Origin of the sequence: Basfia succiniciproducens, from assembly GCF_011455875.1 — a bacterium.
Classification (GTDB): Bacteria; Pseudomonadota; Gammaproteobacteria; order Enterobacterales; family Pasteurellaceae; genus Basfia; species Basfia succiniciproducens.
Genome location: NZ_CP015031.1, coordinates 532,743 through 553,043, shown reverse-complemented (window position 1 = coordinate 553,043; position 20,301 = coordinate 532,743). Strand labels below are relative to the sequence as shown.

Genomic DNA, 20,301 nt, shown 5'->3' with positions numbered 1-20,301 from the left:
TATATTTTTATAAATAAGGCTTTAATGCCGTTATACAGCGTTGCACCACTTCCTCAAAGCTACCGTCAATATCAATATGGATGACATCGGCTTCATCCGCTTGTGGAACTTCCAATGTATCGAATTGGCTTTTCAGCATTTCTTCTTTCATATAATGTCCTTTTCGCTGACGCATTCGTTCAAGAATTAATTCATAACTTCCGTACAGAAACAGAAATTTGACTCTTTCGTTGCCTTGTCGGATTAAATCTCTGTATTTTTTCTTTAATGCCGAACAGATAATAACGCCCACTTCACTTTTTTGTTCAAGGCTAAAAGCCGCATCACGAATACGCTCTAGCCATGGTGCACGATCTTCATCGTTTAAAGGTTTTCCCTCCCCCATTTTTATAATATTTGCCCTAGGGTGCAGATCATCGCCATCGATGAGTTTTAATCCCAATCTGTGAGCAACTTCAGTACCCACGGAAGTTTTTCCCGTACTGGAAACACCCATCAAAATAAAACTTTTGCCCTGTGTCATAATATTACTTCCTCTTTAATCTTAACTACTTTTCTTATAGCATACCCTTAAACAGTTACCGATAACAATAAAAATTCATCTATCAATAGCTTAATCTGGTACTAAAAACTTATTTTTTGCTATTTATTTGAACGAGATCACAATTTTAGTCGCTGAATATTTACGTTTTATAGAATAAAATGTATGTTACCAGTAACCAATTAAGTGAAAGGAGAATATGATGGAAATAAAGACATTATCTTGTGTTGTCCGAGGCCCTAAAGACGTGGGCGTAATGGAACAATCCATTAATTATGACGAGTCCAGTAAAGAACAAACTTTAGTTAAAATCACCCGCGGCGGTATTTGCGGCTCTGATTTGCATTACTATCAATACGGGAAAGTCGGTAATTATGAAATTAAACATCCGATGATTCTTGGCCATGAAGTTATCGGTACGGTAGTTAAAACCAATGCACCTGACTTATATGTCGGTCAAAAAGTGGCTATTAATCCGAGTAAGCCCTGTTTAACCTGTAAATACTGTTTATCCGGCGATACCAATCAATGCGAAACGATGCGTTTTTTCGGTAGCGCTATGTACAACCCTCATGTTGACGGCGGCTTTACCCAATATAAAGTAGTTGATAACAGTCAATGTATTGATTATCCGCAGGATGTTTCTGATGACATTATGGCATTTGCCGAACCTCTCGCGGTGACTATTCATGCAGCAAAACAAGCCGGAGATCTTGCGGGCAAACGCGTGTTTGTTTCCGGTGTTGGGCCAATCGGCTGCTTGGCGGTTGCAGCAATTAAAGCCAGCGGTGCAAAAGAAATTGTGGTTTCCGATTTAAGCCGACGCTGTCTGGATCTTGCCTTGGAAATGGGGGCTACCAAAGCATTAAACGCAAAGGATGATTTCTCCGAATACATGGCACATAAAGGTGAATTTGACGTTTCGTTTGAGGCTTCCGGTCATCCTTCTTCGATTGAACGCTGCCTTGCGGTTACAAAAGCAAGAGGCACCATTATTCAAATCGGCATGGGCGGAGCGATTCCCGAGTTTCCTATCATGACATTGATTGCCAAAGAAATTTGTCTGAAAGGTTCATTCAGATTTATTGAAGAATTTAACACTTCGGTGGAATGGTTAAGTTCGGGCAAAGTCAATCCGTTGCCATTACTATCGGCAACCTTCCCATATACGGAATTAGAAAAAGCCTTAATTATCGCCGGTGATAAAAATAATATTTCTAAAGTGCAACTTTCATTTGAATGAGGAGCAAAAAATGAGTGAACTCTTTTCTTTAAAAAATAAACGAATTTTAATTACCGGTTCCACTCGTGGTATTGGTAATTTATTGGCAAACGGATTAGCCGAACATGGTGCCGAGATCATTATTCATGGAACTCGATTGGAAACTGCGGAAAAAATTGCCGCAGATTTTAATACAAAAGGCTTTAAAGCTTATGCCATTGCCTTCGATGTAACCGATTCAAAAGCGGCGCAAGACACCATAGATTATATTGAAAAAGAAATCGGTCCGATTGACGTACTGATAAATAATGCGGGTATTCAGCGCCGTCATCCGTTCTGTGAATTTCCGGAAAAAGACTATGACGATGTGATTAGTGTGAATCAAAAAGCCGTTTTTATTATTTCTCAGGCGGTTGCCAGATATATGGTAAAACGCCAACGGGGCAAAATTATCAATATCGGTTCAATGCAAAGCGAATTAGGCCGTGACACTATCACGCCTTATGCAGCCTCTAAAGGTGCGGTAAAAATGCTGACCCGGGGAATGTGCGTCGAACTAGCCCGCTATAACATTCAGGTAAACGGCATCGCTCCGGGTTATTTCGCAACCGAATTGACCAAACCTTTAGTAGAAAATCAGGAATTTACATCCTGGTTATGCAAACGTACGCCTGCCGGTCGTTGGGGCGATCCAAAAGAATTAATTGGCGCGGCAGTATTTTTATCATCCAAAGCGTCAGACTTTGTCAACGGACATCTGTTATTCGTTGACGGCGGTATGTTAGCAGCCGTTTGATTATATTAGGAATAAAGGAAATAGATTATGTTAATCTTTATTATGATTGCATCAGTTGCTTTATTGCTTCTGTTGATAATGAAATTTAAAGTTCATGCATTTGTCGCATTAACTATTGTTAGTTTATTAACCGCTCTGGCAACAGGCATCCCGATAAATAAAATATTACCAACCTTACTTAACGGCTTTGGTAATACTTTGGCAAGCGTAGCTTTACTCGTCGGTTTAGGCGCGATGATCGGTCGCTTGCTTGAAATTACCGGCGGTGCAAAAGTTTTGGCGGATACCTTAATTAATAAATTTGGTGAACAAAAAGCGCCTTTAGCATTAGGTATCGCCTCATTATTATTCGGGTTTCCGATCTTCTTTGATGCCGGTTTAGTTGTTATGTTGCCGATTATTTTCAGTGTAGCAAAACAATTCGGCGGTTCATTGATTCGCTATGCCTTCCCTGCCGCCGGTGCGTTTGCCGTTATGCACGCATTTTCCGTACCTCACCCCGGCCCTGTTGCAGCCGGTGATTTGTTAGGCGCCAATATTGGTTTATTAACTATTATTGGTCTGATTTGTGCAATTCCTACCTGGTATATTGCTACATATTTATTCGGTTTACATTTGGGTAAAAAATATCATTTGGATCTGCCTAAAGCATTTCTAAATGCAATGCCGATCAATGAAACTGCGGTATTAACACCACCGAGTTTCAAAAAAGTAATCTTAATATTACTGCTGCCGCTCGTATTAATTATGCTGGATACGGTGTTAAATACTTTAGCCGTTGCAAAAGTAATTGACGGTTCGCAATTATGGGTAGAAACGCTTCGTCTACTGGGTAAAACACCGATTGCACTACTCATTACATTGATTGTTTCCATCGTATTATTAAAAAACCAGCGTAGCTATGAACAAATTGAGAAAATTTGTGACAGTTCCTTAGGGCCTATCTGTGCAATCGTATTGGTAACCGGTGCCGGCGGTATGTTTGGTGGTGTTTTACGTGCCAGCGGTATAGGTGAAGTGCTTGCTTCCACATTGGGTCATACCGGTATGCCGGTGATTGTCGCCGCATTCATTATTTCCTCTGCTTTGCGTGTGGCGCAAGGTTCTGCAACAGTCGCGCTCACCACAACCGCAGCATTAATTTCACCGATGGTAGCAGCGGATCCAAGTTTAAGCCAAATGGATTTATGTTTTATCGTTATATCCATCGCTTCCGGAGCAACCGTATTGGCACACGTAAATGACTCTGGTTTCTGGTTAGTCAGCCGTTTCCTGGAAATCGATACCAAAACCATGTTAAAAACCTGGACCGTACAAGAAACGCTGATCGGTATTGTCGGTTTTATCATCGCCTATGTCGGTAGTATAATCTTCTAATAATCATTTCCTTATAACTTTCTACAAGGCTTGCAACTGTTAGCACTTTCGCAAGCCTTTTATATTTCTTTTCACCGTTGTCAGACACCGCTGCCAGCCACATTTTTATTAACGGATTTCTATGCTACAATCCCCCGACTTAATCAATAAACAAGAGAGAATTATGCAAGCGTTAAAGCAATACCTCATTGAAATTACAGAACAAAATCTTAACGACACATTGCAGCTTTCAAAAGAGCACCCGTTGGTGTTGGTATTTTATGCGCCGAGCCATCAGCCTTCCGTTGAATTTACTACGCTGTTAGAGCGTTATGCGGAACAATATCAAGGTCAGTTTGCGCTGGCGAAAGTCAACTGCGAAACTCAGCAGGCTATTGCAATGCAGTTCCAAATCCGCAATCTGCCGACCGCATATCTGTTTAAAGAAGCACAAGCGGTCGATGCTTTTCAAAATGTTATTAGTGAGGAAGAACTCAAACAGCGCTTATCGCAAATTTTGCCGAAAGAAGAAGAAATTAAGTTCAATTTAGCTTTGGACTTTTTACAAGCGGAAGATTACGACAAAGCACTTCCATTACTGAAAGAAGCCTGGGAATTATCCGAACGGAAAAACAGCGACATTGCTCTACTCTACGCCGAAACCTACATTGCCATGAAAAAAACAGAACCGGCGACGGAAATTCTCAATAAAATCCCGTTACAGGACAGAGACAGCCGTTGGCATGGTTTACAAGCGCAAATCGAATTATTGATTAAAGCCGCCGACACCCCGGAAATTCAGCAATTGCAAGCTGACTTTTCCAAAAAACCAACAACTGAAATAGCCCTGAAACTGGCGGTTCAGTTGCATCAGGCAAATCGTAACGAAGAAGCCTTAGAACTGCTGTTTAACATTTTAAAACAGGATTTATCTGCGCAAAACGGCGAAGTAAAACAGCAATTTTTATCTATTCTTTCAGCCATCGGCAATAATGATCCGCTCACTAATAAGTATCGCCGATTGTTGTATTCGTTATTGTACTAATGGATTTACAACCTTGAAGACTCTATAATACAAAAACCGTTTATTATATTTTATCAAAGGATCTTTATGTCTGATATTAAACACAGCAAATTACTGATTTTAGGTTCCGGTCCTGCCGGTTATACCGCCGCAATTTACGCCGCTCGCGCAAATTTGAACCCCGTTTTGGTCACGGGTTTGGAACAAGGCGGTCAATTGACAACCACCACCGAAATTGAAAACTGGCCCGGCGATTTCGCAGAAACAACCGGTCCCGAATTAATGCAGCGTATGTTGCAACATGCGGAAAAATTCGATACTGAAATCGTATTTGATCATATTAATCGTGTTGATTTTTCATCCCGCCCGTTCAAACTGTACGGCGATGTGCAAACCTTTAGTTGCGATGCATTGATTATTGCAACCGGCGCTTCCGCCCGTTACTTAGGCTTGCCTTCCGAAACGGAATACAAAGGCCGCGGCGTTTCCGCCTGCGCGACCTGCGACGGATTCTTCTATCGCAATAAACCTGTTGCCGTCATCGGCGGCGGCAATACTGCCGTTGAAGAAGCGCTCTATTTAGCCAACATTGCCAGCGAAGTGCATTTGGTTCACCGTCGCGATGCGTTCCGTGCGGAAAAAATCCTCATTGACCGTTTATACAAAAAAGTGGAAGAAGGCAAAATCATTTTGCATACCAACCGCAATTTAGACGAAGTACTGGGTGATAACATGGGCGTAACCTGCGTTCGTCTGAAAGACACCCAATCGGAAAATACCGAAGAAATAAAAATCGACGGTTTATTTGTAGCAATCGGTCATGCGCCTAATACGGCAATTTTCGCCGATCAGCTGGAATTAAATAACGGTTATATCGTGGTGAAATCCGGCTTAAACGGTAATGCCACCGCTACGTCCGTCGAAGGCATTTTTGCGGCGGGCGATGTAATGGATCATAATTATCGCCAGGCTATTACTTCAGCCGGTACCGGTTGTATGGCGGCTCTTGATGCAGAACGTTATTTAGACGCATTAGAAGCATAATCCTTAAAAGTGCGGTTAGAAATTCACAAAAAACCGACCGCACTTTATTTTACTTTTTACGCAGCAATAATCTGTCTTTAGGCAAAGCGCTATTTATTTTGTATGGAAAAAACACGCCAACGGTATCTTTTCAAATGGTTACGTGCACAACAACAACCGGTAAAAAAATTACTTAATCTCAACATATTGCTTGCAAGTATTTCTTCCGTGATTCTTGTGTTGCAGACTTGGCTGCTTGCCACATTATTAAACGATCTGGTCATGCTCGACACAAAACCCGGCGAATTATTACCGCACTTTTTCGGCTTAGCGATTGGATTTACATTACGCGCGCTGATTTTATGGCTGCGCGAACGTATCGGCTTTAAATGCGGACAACAGCTACGCAATATTATCCGCCGCCGGATTCTTGAGAAAATTCATCAGGTCGGTCCCGCCGTAATTAATAATAAACCGGCCGGCAGTTGGGCGACTCTCATGTTAGAACAGGTCGAAAACCTGCATAATTTTTATTCCCGTTACCTGCCGCAACAAATGCTTTCCGTAATAGCTCCCGTTGTTATTTTAATTGCCGTTTTCCCTATTAACTGGGCGGCGGGTTTTATCTTAATGGCGACCGCGCCTTTAGTGCCTGTGTTTATGATTATTGTAGGATTAGCCGCCGCCGATAGCAGCCAAAAAAATATGACAACTTTAGCCCGGTTAAGCGCACAGTTTCTGGATCGACTGAAAGGTTTGGAAACCCTGCGTTTATTTGATCGCGCCGAACAACAGACCAATCACATTGAAATCGGCACCGAAGCCTACCGCAAAACTACCATGGATGTATTGAAAATGGCGTTTTTATCCTCGGCGGTATTAGAATTCTTCACCTCAATTTCCATTGCCATTATGGCGGTATATTTTGGTTTCAGCTATTTGGGGCAAATTAATTTTGGCACTTACGATACAAGCCTGACCTTGTTTGCCGGCTTTTTCTGCCTAATTCTCGCCCCCGAATTCTATCAGCCGTTGCGTGACCTCGGCACCTATTACCATGATCGAGCCGCGGCAATCGGCGCCGCCGACAGCATTGTAGAATTTTTAGAACAAAAAGAATTACATTCGGCAACACAAACCCAACAACTGAACGAAACAACGGCATTGGAAATTAAGGCGGAAAATTTAGTCATCAACTCGCCACAAGGACAAGCCTTAACCAAACCGCTAAACTTTAGCTTATCGCCTTTAAGTCATACGGCATTAGTTGGGCAAAGCGGGGCAGGCAAAACTTCTTTAATGAACGCTTTATTGGGTTTTCTGCCCTATGAAGGCAGCTTAACCGTTAACGGTATCGAGCTGAACCAGCTGGAACCCACTCAATGGCGCAAACATATCGCTTGGGTCGGGCAAAACCCGTTACTATTGCAAGGATCCATTAAAGAAAACCTATTATTAGGTGAAATTCAGGCAAGTAAAGAAGAAATCGCTCAAGCCTTAAAGCAAGCCAAAGCAACGGAATTTACCGATAAATTAGGTTTAGACTATGAAATAAAAGACGGCGGTACGGGCATTTCCGTTGGGCAGGCTCAACGCTTAGCCATTGCCCGCGCGTTATTGCGTCAAGGTTCGCTATTGCTGCTTGACGAACCGACGGCAAGCCTTGATGCGCAATCGGAAAATCAGGTTTTGCAGGCGTTAAATCAAATCAGCCAAACCCAGACCACCTTAATGATTACCCATCGAATCGAAGATTTAAAACAATGCGATCAAATTCTGGTAATGCAAAGCGGTGAAATCGTTCAGCAAGGAAAATTCGAACAACTACAAAACGAGGGCTATTTCGCCGAATTGCTCGCACAACGTAATACAGATGTTGCACTGACATAAAAGTGCGGTACAAATTTACGAAATTTTAAAGGATAACAATGCGTTCACTCATTCCCTTTTTAACTTTATTCAAATATGCCAAATTTCCATTAATTCTTGGCGTTATTTTGATGATTCTCGGCCTAGCCGCCAGTATCGGCTTGCTTACGCTGTCAGGCTGGTTTTTAGCGGCGACCGCAATTGCCGGCGCCGGAACCTTATTCAACTTTTTTTATCCTTCATCCGCCGTTCGGGGGCTGGCAATCGGGCGAACCGTTGCCCGCTATTTTGAAAAGATAGTTACCCATGACGCGACATTTCGTATTTTGTCAAAATTACGCGTTCAGGTATTCGGTAAAATCATTCCGCTTAGTCCGGCGGTATTGAACCGTTATCGTAATTCCGATCTGTTAAACCGTCTGGTCGCCGATGTAGATACGCTGGATAGCTTATATCTCCGCCTTATTGCACCTTTTGTCAGCGCCATTTTTGTTATTGTCCTGATAACCGTTGGTCTGAGTTTTATCAATTTACCTGTGGCGCTATTTATCGGTATTACTTTACTGGTTTTATTGCTGGTTATTCCTACCGTTTTCTACAAATTAGGAACAAAATTCGGTAAGAAACTCACGCTTTCCCGAGCGACTTATCGTTCACAATTTGTTGAATTCATTCAAGCACAGGCCGAATTGTTACTATTTAACGCGGAAGACAAAATAAAACAAAACCTGGCAAATACCGAATCGGAATGGCAAGCTTATCAACAGCGGGAAACAAATCTGGCGGGTTTATCCAGTGCGATTTTGCTTTTTGCCAACGGGCTGATTTTAGCCGTTACCTTATGGGCGGCGGCTCATATAGATTTAGGCACAGGCGAATACAAAGCCGCTTTACTTGCGTTATTTGCCTTTTCCGCGCTTGCCGCATTTGAAATTCTGATGCCTATCGGCGCGGCATTTCTGCATATCGGTCAGGTAATCGCTTCGGCGGATCGGGTAACCGAAATTATCAGCCAACCGCCGTTGGTCAAATTTAGCGGAAAACAGACCGCACTTTCCGCCACTGCGGATTTAATTCGCCTTAAAGATGTTTCTTTTAGTTACCCTGAAAGAACCTCCTGCGCATTGAACGGGCTTAGTTTAACGATTCGCAAAGGACAAAAAGTCGCAGTTCTCGGTAAAACCGGTAGCGGAAAATCCACTTTGTTGCAATTGCTGGTGCGCAATTATAACCCTTCGCAAGGTGAGATTTTATTGGCGGAGCAACCTATTCATGCTTATAGCGAACAATGTTTGCGTGAAAATATCTGCTTTTTAACCCAGCGGATACACACCTTTAGCGATACCTTGCGCAACAATCTGCAAATTGCCAACAAAACAAAGATCGATGATCTGAAAATGCGGGAAGTACTGGTTCAGGTAGGTTTAGCCAAATTGCTGGAGCAGGAATCGGGATTAGACCTTTGGTTAGGCGAAGGCGGTCGCCCGCTTTCCGGCGGCGAACAGCGCCGTTTGGGGTTGGCTCGAATCTTACTTAATGAATCGCCGATTTTATTATTGGACGAACCAACCGAAGGATTAGATCGCGAAACCGAGCGCCGGATTCTACGTTTACTTATGCAACATAGCGCCAATAAAACGCTGATTATGGTAACTCATCGTTTAACCGCAATCGAACAATTTGATCAAATTTGTGTGATCGATGATACAAATTTAGTGGAAAAAGGTTCATATCAGGAATTGAACAGTAAAAATAACGGATTCTTTAAAAAATTAGTAGAGAGAATTTAGAAAAGAAGGGATTAAGTTGGGTGGAGACCCTCCCAGCTTGATCTCGGCACACGAAAATCTCGACTCCGGCTGCTTTCTTCCGAACCTGACCTAATAAACCGAACATCATTGCGAGGAACCAAGAGGGCCTCCATAGACTTAACCTTGCGGTTAATGGCGCTCATTATGCAATAACTCCCCGATGATTGCAAATCTTTATCCAGGGTTTATACTTAAGCGGCTAAACTTTACCCACGCACAGAATAACCAAGGAACATAACATGTCAGAAGTATTAGACAATCTTATTCATTTGCTGAAATTAGAACAATTAGATGACGCATTATTTCGCGGCGGCTGTCAGGATCTCGGTTTCCGTCAGGTTTTTGGCGGGCAAGTAGTCGCTCAGGCACTTTCCGCCGCGATGCAGGTAGCGCCGAAAGATCGCCTGCTCCATTCCTGCCACGCCTATTTTCTTGCACCGGGAGACAGTCAGCGGCCAATAATTTATGATGTGGAAACCTTACGCGAAGGGCGAAATTTTACCGCCTTGCGGGTAAAAGCCATTCAGTACGGTCATCCTATTTGCCATGTAACCGCCTCCTTTCAGGTTGAAGAATCGGGGTTTGAGCACCAGGTTAAGATGCCGGAAATCGGCTCGCCGGAAGAATTCATGTCCGAATCCGACGCATTAAAAAAAGCGGCGCAATATATTCCCGAATCGGTACGGGATAAATTTACCGCCAAACGTCCTTTTGATATTCGTGCGAAATATATTAATAATCCGTTCCTCGGTACGGAATTACCGCCAGAGCAATACATTTGGGTTCGAGCAAACGGCAAATCACCGTTAGACCAAAATATCCAAAAATGTTTATTAGCTTATTTTTCCGATTTTCACTGTATTTTGACCGCACTCCACCCGCATGCGAAAGGCTTTTTACAAAAAGGAATGAAGGTGGCTACCATTGACCACAGCATTTGGTTCCATCGTTCTTTTGACCTAAACGATTGGTTGTTGTACGCCATTGAAAGTAATAACGCCTTTGCCGCCCGGGGGTTGGCGCGCGGACAAATTTTCGATAAGGCGGGGCGATTAATTGCCACCACTCAACAAGAAGGACTTATACGTTACGTTGAATAGTAAGCCATAATACAAATGGCGGAATAAATCCCGCCGATTTTATTTTTCTCAAAATACCGAATCCGCTCTTTTTAGAGCGGATGTCTTTATCGCATTACAATGATAATAATTTTTCCAGTGACGGTGCAAAATAATAGCTGCCGGTAACCGGTTTGGTAAACCCTAACAAACGGTCGGTTTTGCCGTCTTTCTCGCCGAACATACTGAGCAATTGCTGTTCGATATTATGCAAAGTCGCACAATAGGCGATAAAGAATAAACCGTTTGTACCGCTCGCCGTACCGTACGGTAAACTTTGACGCAAGATTTTTAAACCTTTGCCGTCTTCTTTTAAGTCCGTGCGCCCCACATGGGAGGTTTCCGGCACTTCATCTAATTCTTCGCTGTCCGGCTTAGTTCTGCCGATAACTTGTTCCTGCTTATGCTGAGAAAGCTTTTCCCATTTGGCTAATTCATGTTCATAGCGTTGTGTCATCACATAACTACCGTCGGCATCTTCACCTTCCGCTATGGTGCCGACTACAGGTCTGTCATCACCTTGCGGATTTTCCGTACCGTCAATAAAACCGGTTAAATCACGTTCTTCCACCCAGCGGAAACCGTGAATTTCCTGCATAACCCGAATAGCCTCGCCAAACGCATCCATTGCCGCTTTTGCCGCACTAAAATTCACATCAGGCCGTAAAGATTGAATATGTACCAATAAATCCTGCTGTGTCGCCGGTGCCGCCAGATTACCTTTGCCTAAAGCAACAAAAGACTTAAGCTCCGGCGCACTGTTTTGCGATAACCGCTTCCAGGCGTTATCACCGAATGCCACCACAGCTCCCAACATGGCGTCGGGATACTGCTCGCGTAATTGCTCCAACGCCCGATTAAATTGACGGCAGGCTTTGGGAATTAGCGATAAATTATGAATTTCACTTTCGAGATAAATTGCCGCTTTACAATGTTCTAATAAAAGTCCGCTTTGAACTGTCATAATAAGCTCCTTAATTAATAAATAAGTTATCGGTTATTCTACTATAAGCCGCCTAAAAATTGTCCTTTGCTTTACGTAAATAAATAAAATCAGCCAAATTTTCAGCCTGTAAAAACGGATTGATGTTTTTTTCCAACGCCAATGTGGTCGGCAAACTAGGCTTATTCTGCGCCCGTAACGATTCCACCGAAATTCGTTGATTTTTGACCGCACTTTTTACTTTCTCATTAGGAGCGAAAGCTTCGGCAAAAACCAAATTACTCAGCGTATATTCATGCGCCGGACAAATGACGGTTTTGTCAGGCAATTGCTTTAAACGGGTTATAGATTCAAACATTTGCCCGTAATCGCCGGTAAAGACTCTGCCGCACCCGGCTGAAAATAACGTATCGCCGCAAAACAGATGATTATCAATAAGATAGCTGACATGATTTGCCGTATGTCCGCCGCTGGGAACAACTTCAATCCGATAATGTGCGGTTTGGATATTTCCCTCGTTAACAATATGTGTTGCGCCTTTATCGGCGGTTTCGGCAGGTCCGTAAACGGGAATATCGGGATAATAGCGCTTTAATTCTTCCACACCGCCGGTATGATCGTCGTGATAATGAGTTAATAAAACGGCTTCCAGTTGCAAATGATGCTGCGTTAAATATGCCGATAAATTTTTACATTCTGCAACATCTATCGCAATAACCGGCAAATTTTCTCGCCCGTAGAGCCAAATATAGTTATCATTAAGAGCAGGTATTGGAACTAGCATAAAAACGTCCTATTTCTATGAGGTGATAATATGTGGCACGCCAAACACGCGACAGAACTTAAGTTACCGACCAGTTGGCAACAAATCCCTAACGGGACGCTATATTGTAACGCACTTAACCGGTATTTTTCCCATTGGTTATCAAATATTTTGGGCGACCAAATTCTGAAACTCGGCGGCTTAAGTGCGGAAATCGGACTGGATTTGCCTATGCGCCATCAGCTTGTTATCAGCCCCGAAATTCCGCAAAATCTGACCGCACTTTGCCTGCAACCCTGCACTTCCGTCGTACGAAGCAAGGTAACGGAATTGCCGTTAATTGAAGAATCTATCGATGCCTGCCTACTTGCCAATAATTTAAACTTTTGCGCCGATCCGCACCGATTATTGCGGGAAATAACCCGGGTTACTACGGAAAGCGGACTACTGTTTATTTCTTTATTCAACCCCTTGAGCATCCTTGCGTTTAAACGGCAATTTCATCAAACACCTTATGAAAAATTCCCGTTTCGTCAATATCCGACCTGGCTCATAATCGATTGGCTGGAGCTGCTTAATTTTGATATTTTACAATGCGAAAACCTTGCTCTTCAGCACCGGCAGCATTTTTCCCTTTTTTCGCCGTTAACCGTGATTATTGCCCAAAAAAGAACCTGTTCGCTCAGTTCACAGGCACAGAAAATTCAGTTCCATCAGGAAGACGTTTTCAGCCCGGAAGCCGCCTTCAAACGGATTAATGAATAAACGCTTGCTCATCTTCCGGTTCTTCTCTATTATGCACGGAACTTTTAAACTGATGAGAAAAGCATGACTGAACAAACTTTTATTCCCGGTAAAGATGCTGCGCTGGAAGACAGTATCGCAAAATTTCAACAAAAACTGACCGCACTCGGTTTTAATATTGAAGAAGCCTCTTGGTTGAACCCCGTACCAAACGTATGGTCCGTTCATATTCGCGATAAAGATTGCCCGCAATGTTTTGCCAACGGTAAAGGCGGCAGCCAAAAAGCGGCGCTTGCCTCGGCATTAGGCGAATATTTTGAGCGTCTTTCCACCAACTATTTCTTTTCCGATTACTATTTAGGGCAAGATCTTGCCAACGGTGAATTCGTCCATTATCCCACTGAAAAATGGTTCCCGATTGAAGATGATTCAAGCATACCGGAAGGGATTTTAGACGAGTTCCTATTGAATTATTTCGATCCGAATCGGGAACTAACTCCTGAATTATTAGTGGATCTGCAATCCGGCAATTACGATCGCGGCATTGTCGCTATGCCTTATGTACGCCAATCGGATCAGCAAACCGTTTATATTCCGCAAAGCATTATTGCCAATTTATATGCCTCAAACGGTATGTCTGCGGGTAATACTAAGTACGAAGCGCGCGTACAGGGTTTGTCGGAAGTATTTGAACGTTATGTAAAAAACCGTATTTTAAAAGAAGCTATCAGTCTGCCGCCGATTCCTCAGGAAGTTATAGAGCAATATCCGACCGTTGCCGCATCCATTAACAAATTAGAGGAAGAAGGTTTCCCTATTTTGGCTTATGATGCTTCGCTAGGCGGTAAATATCCGGTGATTTGTGTGATTTTATTAAACCCGAATAACGGCACTTGCTTTGCTTCATTCGGCGCCCATCCGAATTTTCAGGTAGCCTTTGAACGTACGGTAACGGAATTATTACAAGGGCGTAGTCTGAAAGATTTAGACGTCTTCTCGCCGCCTTCCTTTAATAATGGAGATGTGGCGGATTTAGCAAATCTTGAAACCCATTTTATCGACTCCAGCGGTTTAATCTCTTGGGATCTGTTTAAAGACGAAGCGGATTACGACTTTGTACACTGGGATTTCTCCGGCACCAGCCATGAAGAATACGACAACTTAATGAATATCTTCAACGAAGATAAAAAAGAAGTTTATATCATGGATTACAATCACTTAGATGTCTATGCCTGTCGCAGTATCGTGCCCGGCATGTCGGATATTTATCCGGCGGACGATTTAATCTATGCGAATAACAATATGGGTATGGAGTGGCGAGAAATCTTATTGGATTTACCGCACTTCCATCACGATAAAGAAACTTATCTGGAACTGCTTGAAGAATTAGACGAACAAGCCATCGACGATGCAACCCGTGTGCGTGAATTCATCGGTTTAGTGGCGCCGCCGAAATCCGGCTGGGTGACTTTGCGTACGGGCGAATTAAAATCCATGCTGCATTTGGCCTTAGGTGATTTAGAAATGGCGCTGGAATGGGCAAACTGGACATATAACATGAATAGTTCGGTTTTCACTCCCGAACGAGCAAACTATTACCGCTGTTTAATCAGCACCCTTGAATTATTTCTGGATGAATCGCGTACGCCGATACAATACCGCAACGTATTTGAAAAAATGTATGGTAAAACCGCCGCAGATTTTGCCTGGAATGCCGTTCAAGGCGGTAATCCGTTTTATGATTTATTAGCCGATGATGAGCACTTAAACAAATTTCAGGCACATCAAAAGCTCTTAAAAGCATACGAAAAACTGCAAACGGCAAAACGTGAAAACTGGAAATAAACCTTTTTCAACAAACGTAAAACGCACGCTTAATGTGCGTTTTTAGTTGAATATTTTATTTAGGAAATAAATTATGGCATTTAGCTCATTATTCACTTTATTGGACGATATCGCCTCGGTACTTGACGACGTATCCGTAATGACTAAGGTTGCGGCTAAAAAAACCGTAGGTCTAATCAGCGACGATTTAGCCTTAAACGCAAATCAGGTCAGCGGCAAAGATATCGGCGCCGAACGAGAATTGCCCGTTGTGTTTTCCGTTGCGCGCGGGTCGCTGATAAATAAAGTTATCCTCATTCCGCTGGCGTTATTGTTGTCGGTTTACTTCCCTTCCGCCATTAATATTTTATTAATGGCGGGCGGTGCCTATTTATGTTTCGAAGGTGTAGAAAAACTCCTACACAAATTTATCCACCAGGAACAACATGAAGAAATAAAAGATAGCAGCGATGAGAAAGATAAAATCAAAGGTGCCGTTCGTACCGATTTCATTCTCTCTGCCGAAATTATCATCATTGCCTTAGGCAGTATTCAACAGGCGGATATTTCCACAAAAATTCTCACCTTAAGTGCCGTTGGCTTGGGGATCACCGTTTTCGTTTACGGTTTGGTAGGATTGATCGTTAAACTTGATGATATCGGTTTGTGGTTGCTTCGAAAAAACGGTAAATTTTCACAAAAATCCGGTGAGTTTCTATTATTTATCATGCCTTGGTTTATGCGGTCATTGTCCGTCATCGGCACTATCGCTATGTTTTTGGTCGGCGGCGGTATTTTCGTGCATTATCTACCGGAAATTCACCACTTTGTCGAACAATTTCGGATTTATCATCAGCTTGCCTGGCTGGTAGAAGGACTGACAGGCATGATTATCGGCGCCATCGCCTGCGCGGTTATTCTGCCTTTACTTAAATTATTCAGCAGAAAAGCCCATTAATTGAAAAAAGTGCGGTCAAATTTTACTGATTTTTATCTAAAAAAATCGTCAATTTTTGACCGCACTTTTTATTTGAAATCAGGGGCTGTTTATCTTTTATAAACAGATCCTATTTACCCCAGACTTCTTCCGCAATTTCACGAATAAAGTTGAGTTTTGCCCATTGCTGTTCTTCCGTTAAGATATTGCCTTCTTCCGTCGAAGCAAAGCCGCATTGCGGGCTTAAACAGAGCTGGTTAATATCCACATATTGCGCCGCTTCTTTAATGCGGTTAATGATGTCCTCACGGTTTTCCAATGTGCCGTCTTTCGACGTAACCAAGCCCAGTACCACTTGCTGATTCTTGATGAAACGTAAAGGTTTAAAATCGCCGGCGCGATCAGAATCGTATTCTAAGAAAAAACCGTCCACCCGGCAGCTGCCGAATAAAATTTCCGCCACGGGTTCATAACCGCCCGCCGAAAACCAGGTTGAACGGAAATTACCGCGGCAGATGTGCATGGTGATCGCAATATCCTGCGCCGGTTTGGCGTCCACGATTTTATTGAGCATATACACGTAGTCCTTAGCGATTTGGTCTAAATCAAAGCCCCGTTCCTGATAAGCGGCGCGTTTATCTTCCGCACAAAACTCACCCCAACTGGTGTCGTCTAATTGCAGATTACGACAACCCAGTTTATAGAAAATATTCATTGCTTTAATGTAAGCGTCGGCGATGTCATCCAATAATTGCTGATTGTTATTTTCATAACGGGGAATCGGTTGATAATTTGTCGCTCGCACATTGGTGATTAAATGCAGCATAGAAGGCGAAGGAATAGTAAATTTCACTTCGGTGCCTTTTGCCAATTCATTTACGGAACGGAAATGTTCAACGAAAGGATGATTTTCCGAAAAATCCACTTTACCGACAATTTTCAAGGTTTTCGGTCGCACATTATGATGTTTGAACTGTACGGAAAACTTTTCGGCATCCACTTCTTCCACACCGTCTAAACCGGCTAAAAAGTCCAAATGCCAGAATGTACGACGGAATTCACCGTCTGTTACCGCATGCAGACCGACGGATTTTTGCCGTTCTACTAATTTTGCGATTTCCGCATCTTCCGCCCGAGTTAAATCGGCGCATGAAATATCGCCGCAGGCGCAAGCCGCTCTTGCGGATTTTATGGCGTCGGAGCGCAAAAAACTACCGACAATATCAAAACGGTAAGGTGCCGAAGTACGTACTGTTGCGTTTGGGAATAACTTTGTCATTATTATTTTCCTTATATGAATAAATTTTATGTTTAGTGATTCTAACAGAATTTTATCCCCTTCTGAGGTGAAAATATTTCTTATCCATTATGAAACGGATTCATAAAAATCCGTCACCATTCAAAAAATGCCGGATTTTGACCGCACTTTTTTGAAAAATTTTTCTATTTTATCGATCTTCACCGCAAATTCTTTCAAAAGATCTTTTCACCGCGAAAGCGATACATAAAATTATGCCGATTCTGTTCGGAGAAATAAAAAATGAAAAAACGGATAATGATTCTGTTGTTATCAACTTTGCCGGTACAAGCCAAAGAACCCGCATTGATGTTATTAGAAAATTATAAAAATCAGGATATTACAGGCTGGGTAATGAGCGAAAAATTAGACGGCGTTCGCGGTTATTGGGACGGAAAGCAACTTATTAGCCGGCAAGGCGGCATTCTTGCCGCTCCCGATTATTTTCTTGAAAATTTTCCGCCGTTTCCCATCGACGGCGAATTATTCAGCCAACGGGATCAATTTGCCGAAATTTCGTCAATTACCCGCTCACAGCAAGACAAAGGCTGGCACAAGCTGAAACTTTATGTGTTTGACGTACCCGAAGCGCCGGGCGATTTATTTACCCGCCTGGCGACATTAAAAAATTATCTGAAAACAAACCGCACTTCTTATATTGAAATTATTGAACAAATTCCGATTCGGGATAAAAATCACGTACGGCAATTTTTGCAACAAGTTGAAACCCAAAAAGGCGAAGGCGTTGTGCTGCGCAATCCCAATGCACCTTATGAAAATAAGCGCAGCACACAAATCCTTAAATTAAAATCCCATTTAGACGAAGAATGCACGGTCATCGCGCATCACAAAGGCAAGGGGCAATTCGCCAATGCATTGGGCGCGCTGACTTGCAAAAATCAACGGGGAAAATTCAGAATAGGTTCGGGTTTTACATTGGAAGATCGCGTAAATCCGCCGGCCGTAGGCTCTGTTATCACCTATAAATACAGGGGATTAACCAAAACCGGAAAACCGAGATTCGCCACTTATTGGCGAAAACGAGAGGATCTGCAAGAGACTCCATAAAAATTTATACTGAAAAGTGCGGTGAAAATTCGCTGATTTTTTACCGCACTTTATAAGATGAGAAAATTTAATGATGTAACGCCTCAAAAATTTTCTCCGCTAATGCTACGGAAATACCGGGGACGGAGGCGATTTCATCCTGAGTGGCATTTTTCACTCCTTGCATACCGCCTAAATATTTAAGCAACGCTTGGCGGCGTTTTGCGCCTACTCCTTCAATAGTTTCCAGCCCGCTTTGGGTAAAGGCTTTCTGCCGCTTTTTGCGATGGCCGCTAATGGCGTGATTATGGCTCTCATCACGAATATGCTGAATTAAATGCAACGCAAGGCTGTCTGCCGGTAAATTGATTTCCCGTTCTTGTTTGCTGATAATCAGGGTTTCCAAACCCGCTTTACGATCCACACCTTTTGCTACACCGATTAAGTGCGGTCGGTTTTTATCCCATTTTACCTGGAGTTCATGGAATACTTTTAACGCACGGTTAAGCTGCCCTTTACCACCGTCAATAAAAATGATGTCAGGGATTTTTTCCAACTCAAGATCTTTGTCGTAGCGTTTTTTTAACGCCTGTTCCATGGCGGCGTAGTCATCACCGCCGGTAATACCTTCAATATTAAAGCGGCGATAATCGGACTTTAGCGGGCCTTCTTCGTTAAAAACTACACAAGATGCGATAGTTTGCTGTCCCATGGTATGGCTGATATCGAAACATTCCATACGATGAATTTTTTCAATACCCAGTAGTTGCTGTAATTCCTTATAACGTTCATGAATCAAGGATGATTGCTTTAATTGCAGCGCTAACGCCGCTTGAGCGTTCATTTGCGCTAAATGCAGATATTTGCTCTTATTGCCTTTAATATTGTCCTGAATACTAACCTTACGACCGGCTTGATCCGTAAGCAGACTTTCCAGTTCCGCCTTTTCTTCCAATTTACGATCTACAATAATGCTGTTCGGAATGGTTCGCCCTTGATGAGCCTGTAAATAAAACTGCCCTACAAAGGTTTCCGTCAGCTCGGACAATGAAGTATTCTCCGGCACTTTAGGGAAATAGCTTCGATTACCCAAAATTTTACCTTGACGAATAAATAAAACATGGACACAGGCAATACCTAACTTATAGGCAATGGCAATAATATCCATATCATCCAACCGCTCGTTTGATACGAATTGTTTTTCAATAACGGAACGTACCGCCTGGATTTGATCCCGATAACGAGCGGCTTCCTCAAAGTTTAATGCTCGGCTTGCCCGTTCCATTTTCCCAATCAGATGATCCAAGACCTGTTGATCTTTGCCTTGTAGGAATAAACGCGCATAACCCACTTGCTGATTGTATTCTTCATCGGAAACATAACCCGAAACGCAAGGCGCTAAACAGCGACCAATCTGATATTGCAGGCAAGGGCGAGAACGGTTGGCATAAACGGAATTTTCACATTGCCGAATAGGGAATAATTTTTGCAATAAAGACAGGGTTTCGCGTACCGCACCGGCATGTGGATAAGGCCCGAAATATTCACCCGTCACCTTTTTGCTGCCCCGGTGAGAGGTAATTCTAGGATGGCGTTCTTTTGTTAATAAAATATAAGGATAGGATTTATCGTCCCTTAATAATACGTTATAACGCGGCTGAAAAGTTTTAATATAGTTATGTTCAAGTAATAACGCTTCCGTTTCGGAAGTGGTGATCGTGGTTTCGATACGGCAAATGGAGGCCACCAGCGCTTCCGTTTTCTTACTGCTTAAGTTGGCGCGAAAATAGCTTGATAGCCGTTTTTTTAAATCCTTAGCTTTGCCCACATAAATCACCGTATCTTTATCATCAAACATACGATAAACGCCCGGATCGTGGGTCACATTGGCGAGAAATTTTTTGGAATCAAACATAACAAATTTTTCTGTAATAATTTTTCTCTAATCCTACCAAAAAAATAAGGCACGAACTATGTTCATGCCTT

General features: G+C 42.8%; 17 protein-coding genes and 1 other RNA gene. 12 read left to right on the top strand and 6 right to left on the bottom strand.

The window, feature by feature from the left end:
• Window positions 1–7 precede the first annotated feature (7 nt).
• Complete coding sequence (locus A4G13_RS02525; RefSeq protein ID WP_011200134.1) at window positions 8–523, bottom strand: gluconokinase; 516 nt, start codon at window positions 521–523, stop codon at window positions 8–10.
• A 220-nt stretch (window positions 524–743) separates the two neighbouring features.
• On the opposite strand from A4G13_RS02525, the gene idnD reads away from it, so the two are divergent.
• The 7 genes from idnD to cydC all read left to right on the top strand — a co-directional run bounded on the left by idnD (window position 744) and on the right by cydC (window position 9,621).
• Window positions 744–1,784, top strand: coding sequence for an L-idonate 5-dehydrogenase (gene idnD / locus A4G13_RS02520; RefSeq protein WP_090654617.1), 1,041 nt, complete (start codon window positions 744–746; stop codon window positions 1,782–1,784).
• Window positions 1,785–1,794: 10 nt separating this feature from the next.
• Window positions 1,795–2,559 (top strand): gluconate 5-dehydrogenase, encoded by a 765-nt coding sequence (gene idnO / locus A4G13_RS02515; RefSeq protein ID WP_090654616.1) that lies wholly within the window; start codon window positions 1,795–1,797, stop codon window positions 2,557–2,559.
• Between the two features lie 27 nt (window positions 2,560–2,586).
• Window positions 2,587–3,936: a GntP family permease gene (locus A4G13_RS02510; protein WP_090654614.1), complete on the top strand. Its 1,350-nt coding sequence runs from the start codon at window positions 2,587–2,589 to the stop codon at window positions 3,934–3,936.
• A gap of 163 nt (window positions 3,937–4,099) precedes the next feature.
• Entirely contained in the window at window positions 4,100–4,960 is an 861-nt protein-coding gene (locus A4G13_RS02505) for a co-chaperone YbbN (RefSeq protein ID WP_041639674.1), read from the top strand.
• A 66-nt stretch (window positions 4,961–5,026) separates the two neighbouring features.
• A complete protein-coding gene (gene trxB / locus A4G13_RS02500) occupies window positions 5,027–5,983 on the top strand; it encodes a thioredoxin-disulfide reductase (protein ID WP_090654612.1) in 957 nt (318 codons plus the stop codon).
• A gap of 102 nt (window positions 5,984–6,085) precedes the next feature.
• On the top strand, window positions 6,086–7,852 hold the full coding sequence (gene cydD, locus A4G13_RS02495; RefSeq protein WP_090654610.1) for a heme ABC transporter permease/ATP-binding protein CydD: 1,767 nt from the start codon (window positions 6,086–6,088) through the stop codon (window positions 7,850–7,852).
• A gap of 38 nt (window positions 7,853–7,890) precedes the next feature.
• Window positions 7,891–9,621 carry a heme ABC transporter ATP-binding protein/permease CydC gene (gene cydC, locus A4G13_RS02490; protein WP_090654608.1) on the top strand — a complete coding sequence of 577 codons (1,731 nt, stop codon included), beginning with the start codon at window positions 7,891–7,893 and terminating at the stop codon, window positions 9,619–9,621.
• Window positions 9,622–9,652: 31 nt separating this feature from the next.
• Here cydC and ffs read toward each other — a convergent pair.
• Window positions 9,653–9,746, bottom strand: an RNA gene (ffs, locus tag A4G13_RS02485) — signal recognition particle sRNA small type.
• Between the two features lie 135 nt (window positions 9,747–9,881).
• Between ffs and tesB the strand changes: the two genes are divergently transcribed.
• Complete coding sequence (tesB, locus tag A4G13_RS02480; protein ID WP_090654606.1) at window positions 9,882–10,742, top strand: acyl-CoA thioesterase II; 861 nt, start codon at window positions 9,882–9,884, stop codon at window positions 10,740–10,742.
• A gap of 94 nt (window positions 10,743–10,836) precedes the next feature.
• Here tesB and A4G13_RS02475 read toward each other — a convergent pair whose 3' ends face one another.
• Together A4G13_RS02475 and gloB are read right to left on the bottom strand one after the other, a co-directional pair.
• Window positions 10,837–11,724 carry a Dyp-type peroxidase gene (locus tag A4G13_RS02475; protein WP_090654604.1) on the bottom strand — a complete coding sequence of 296 codons (888 nt, stop codon included), beginning with the start codon at window positions 11,722–11,724 and terminating at the stop codon, window positions 10,837–10,839.
• 52 nt (window positions 11,725–11,776) lie between these two features.
• On the bottom strand, window positions 11,777–12,487 hold the full coding sequence (gene gloB, locus A4G13_RS02470; RefSeq protein WP_011200123.1) for a hydroxyacylglutathione hydrolase: 711 nt from the start codon (window positions 12,485–12,487) through the stop codon (window positions 11,777–11,779).
• Window positions 12,488–12,517: 30 nt separating this feature from the next.
• Between gloB and A4G13_RS02465 the strand changes: the two genes are divergently transcribed.
• From A4G13_RS02465 to A4G13_RS02455, 3 genes are all read left to right on the top strand, one after another.
• Window positions 12,518–13,231 carry a methyltransferase domain-containing protein gene (locus A4G13_RS02465; RefSeq protein WP_090654602.1) on the top strand — a complete coding sequence of 238 codons (714 nt, stop codon included), beginning with the start codon at window positions 12,518–12,520 and terminating at the stop codon, window positions 13,229–13,231.
• A 63-nt stretch (window positions 13,232–13,294) separates the two neighbouring features.
• Window positions 13,295–15,055 (top strand): 30S ribosomal protein S12 methylthiotransferase accessory factor YcaO, encoded by a 1,761-nt coding sequence (gene ycaO, locus A4G13_RS02460; protein WP_090654600.1) that lies wholly within the window; start codon window positions 13,295–13,297, stop codon window positions 15,053–15,055.
• A gap of 73 nt (window positions 15,056–15,128) precedes the next feature.
• The gene (locus A4G13_RS02455) at window positions 15,129–15,992 is read left to right on the top strand and encodes a DUF808 domain-containing protein (protein WP_090654597.1); all 864 of its coding nucleotides are present in this window, start codon (window positions 15,129–15,131) and stop codon (window positions 15,990–15,992) included.
• A 109-nt stretch (window positions 15,993–16,101) separates the two neighbouring features.
• Here the strand turns inward: A4G13_RS02455 and A4G13_RS02450 are convergent, their stop codons facing one another.
• A complete protein-coding gene (locus A4G13_RS02450; protein WP_090654594.1) occupies window positions 16,102–17,250 on the bottom strand; it encodes a 5-methyltetrahydropteroyltriglutamate--homocysteine S-methyltransferase in 1,149 nt (382 codons plus the stop codon).
• Window positions 17,251–17,511: 261 nt separating this feature from the next.
• Here A4G13_RS02450 and A4G13_RS02445 point away from each other — a divergent pair, with 261 nt between their 5' ends.
• Window positions 17,512–18,336 (top strand): DNA ligase, encoded by an 825-nt coding sequence (locus A4G13_RS02445; RefSeq protein ID WP_090654593.1) that lies wholly within the window; start codon window positions 17,512–17,514, stop codon window positions 18,334–18,336.
• Between the two features lie 67 nt (window positions 18,337–18,403).
• Here the strand turns inward: A4G13_RS02445 and uvrC are convergent, their stop codons facing one another.
• Complete coding sequence (uvrC, locus tag A4G13_RS02440; RefSeq protein WP_090654591.1) at window positions 18,404–20,230, bottom strand: excinuclease ABC subunit UvrC; 1,827 nt, start codon at window positions 20,228–20,230, stop codon at window positions 18,404–18,406.
• Window positions 20,231–20,301: the final 71 nt, after the last annotated feature.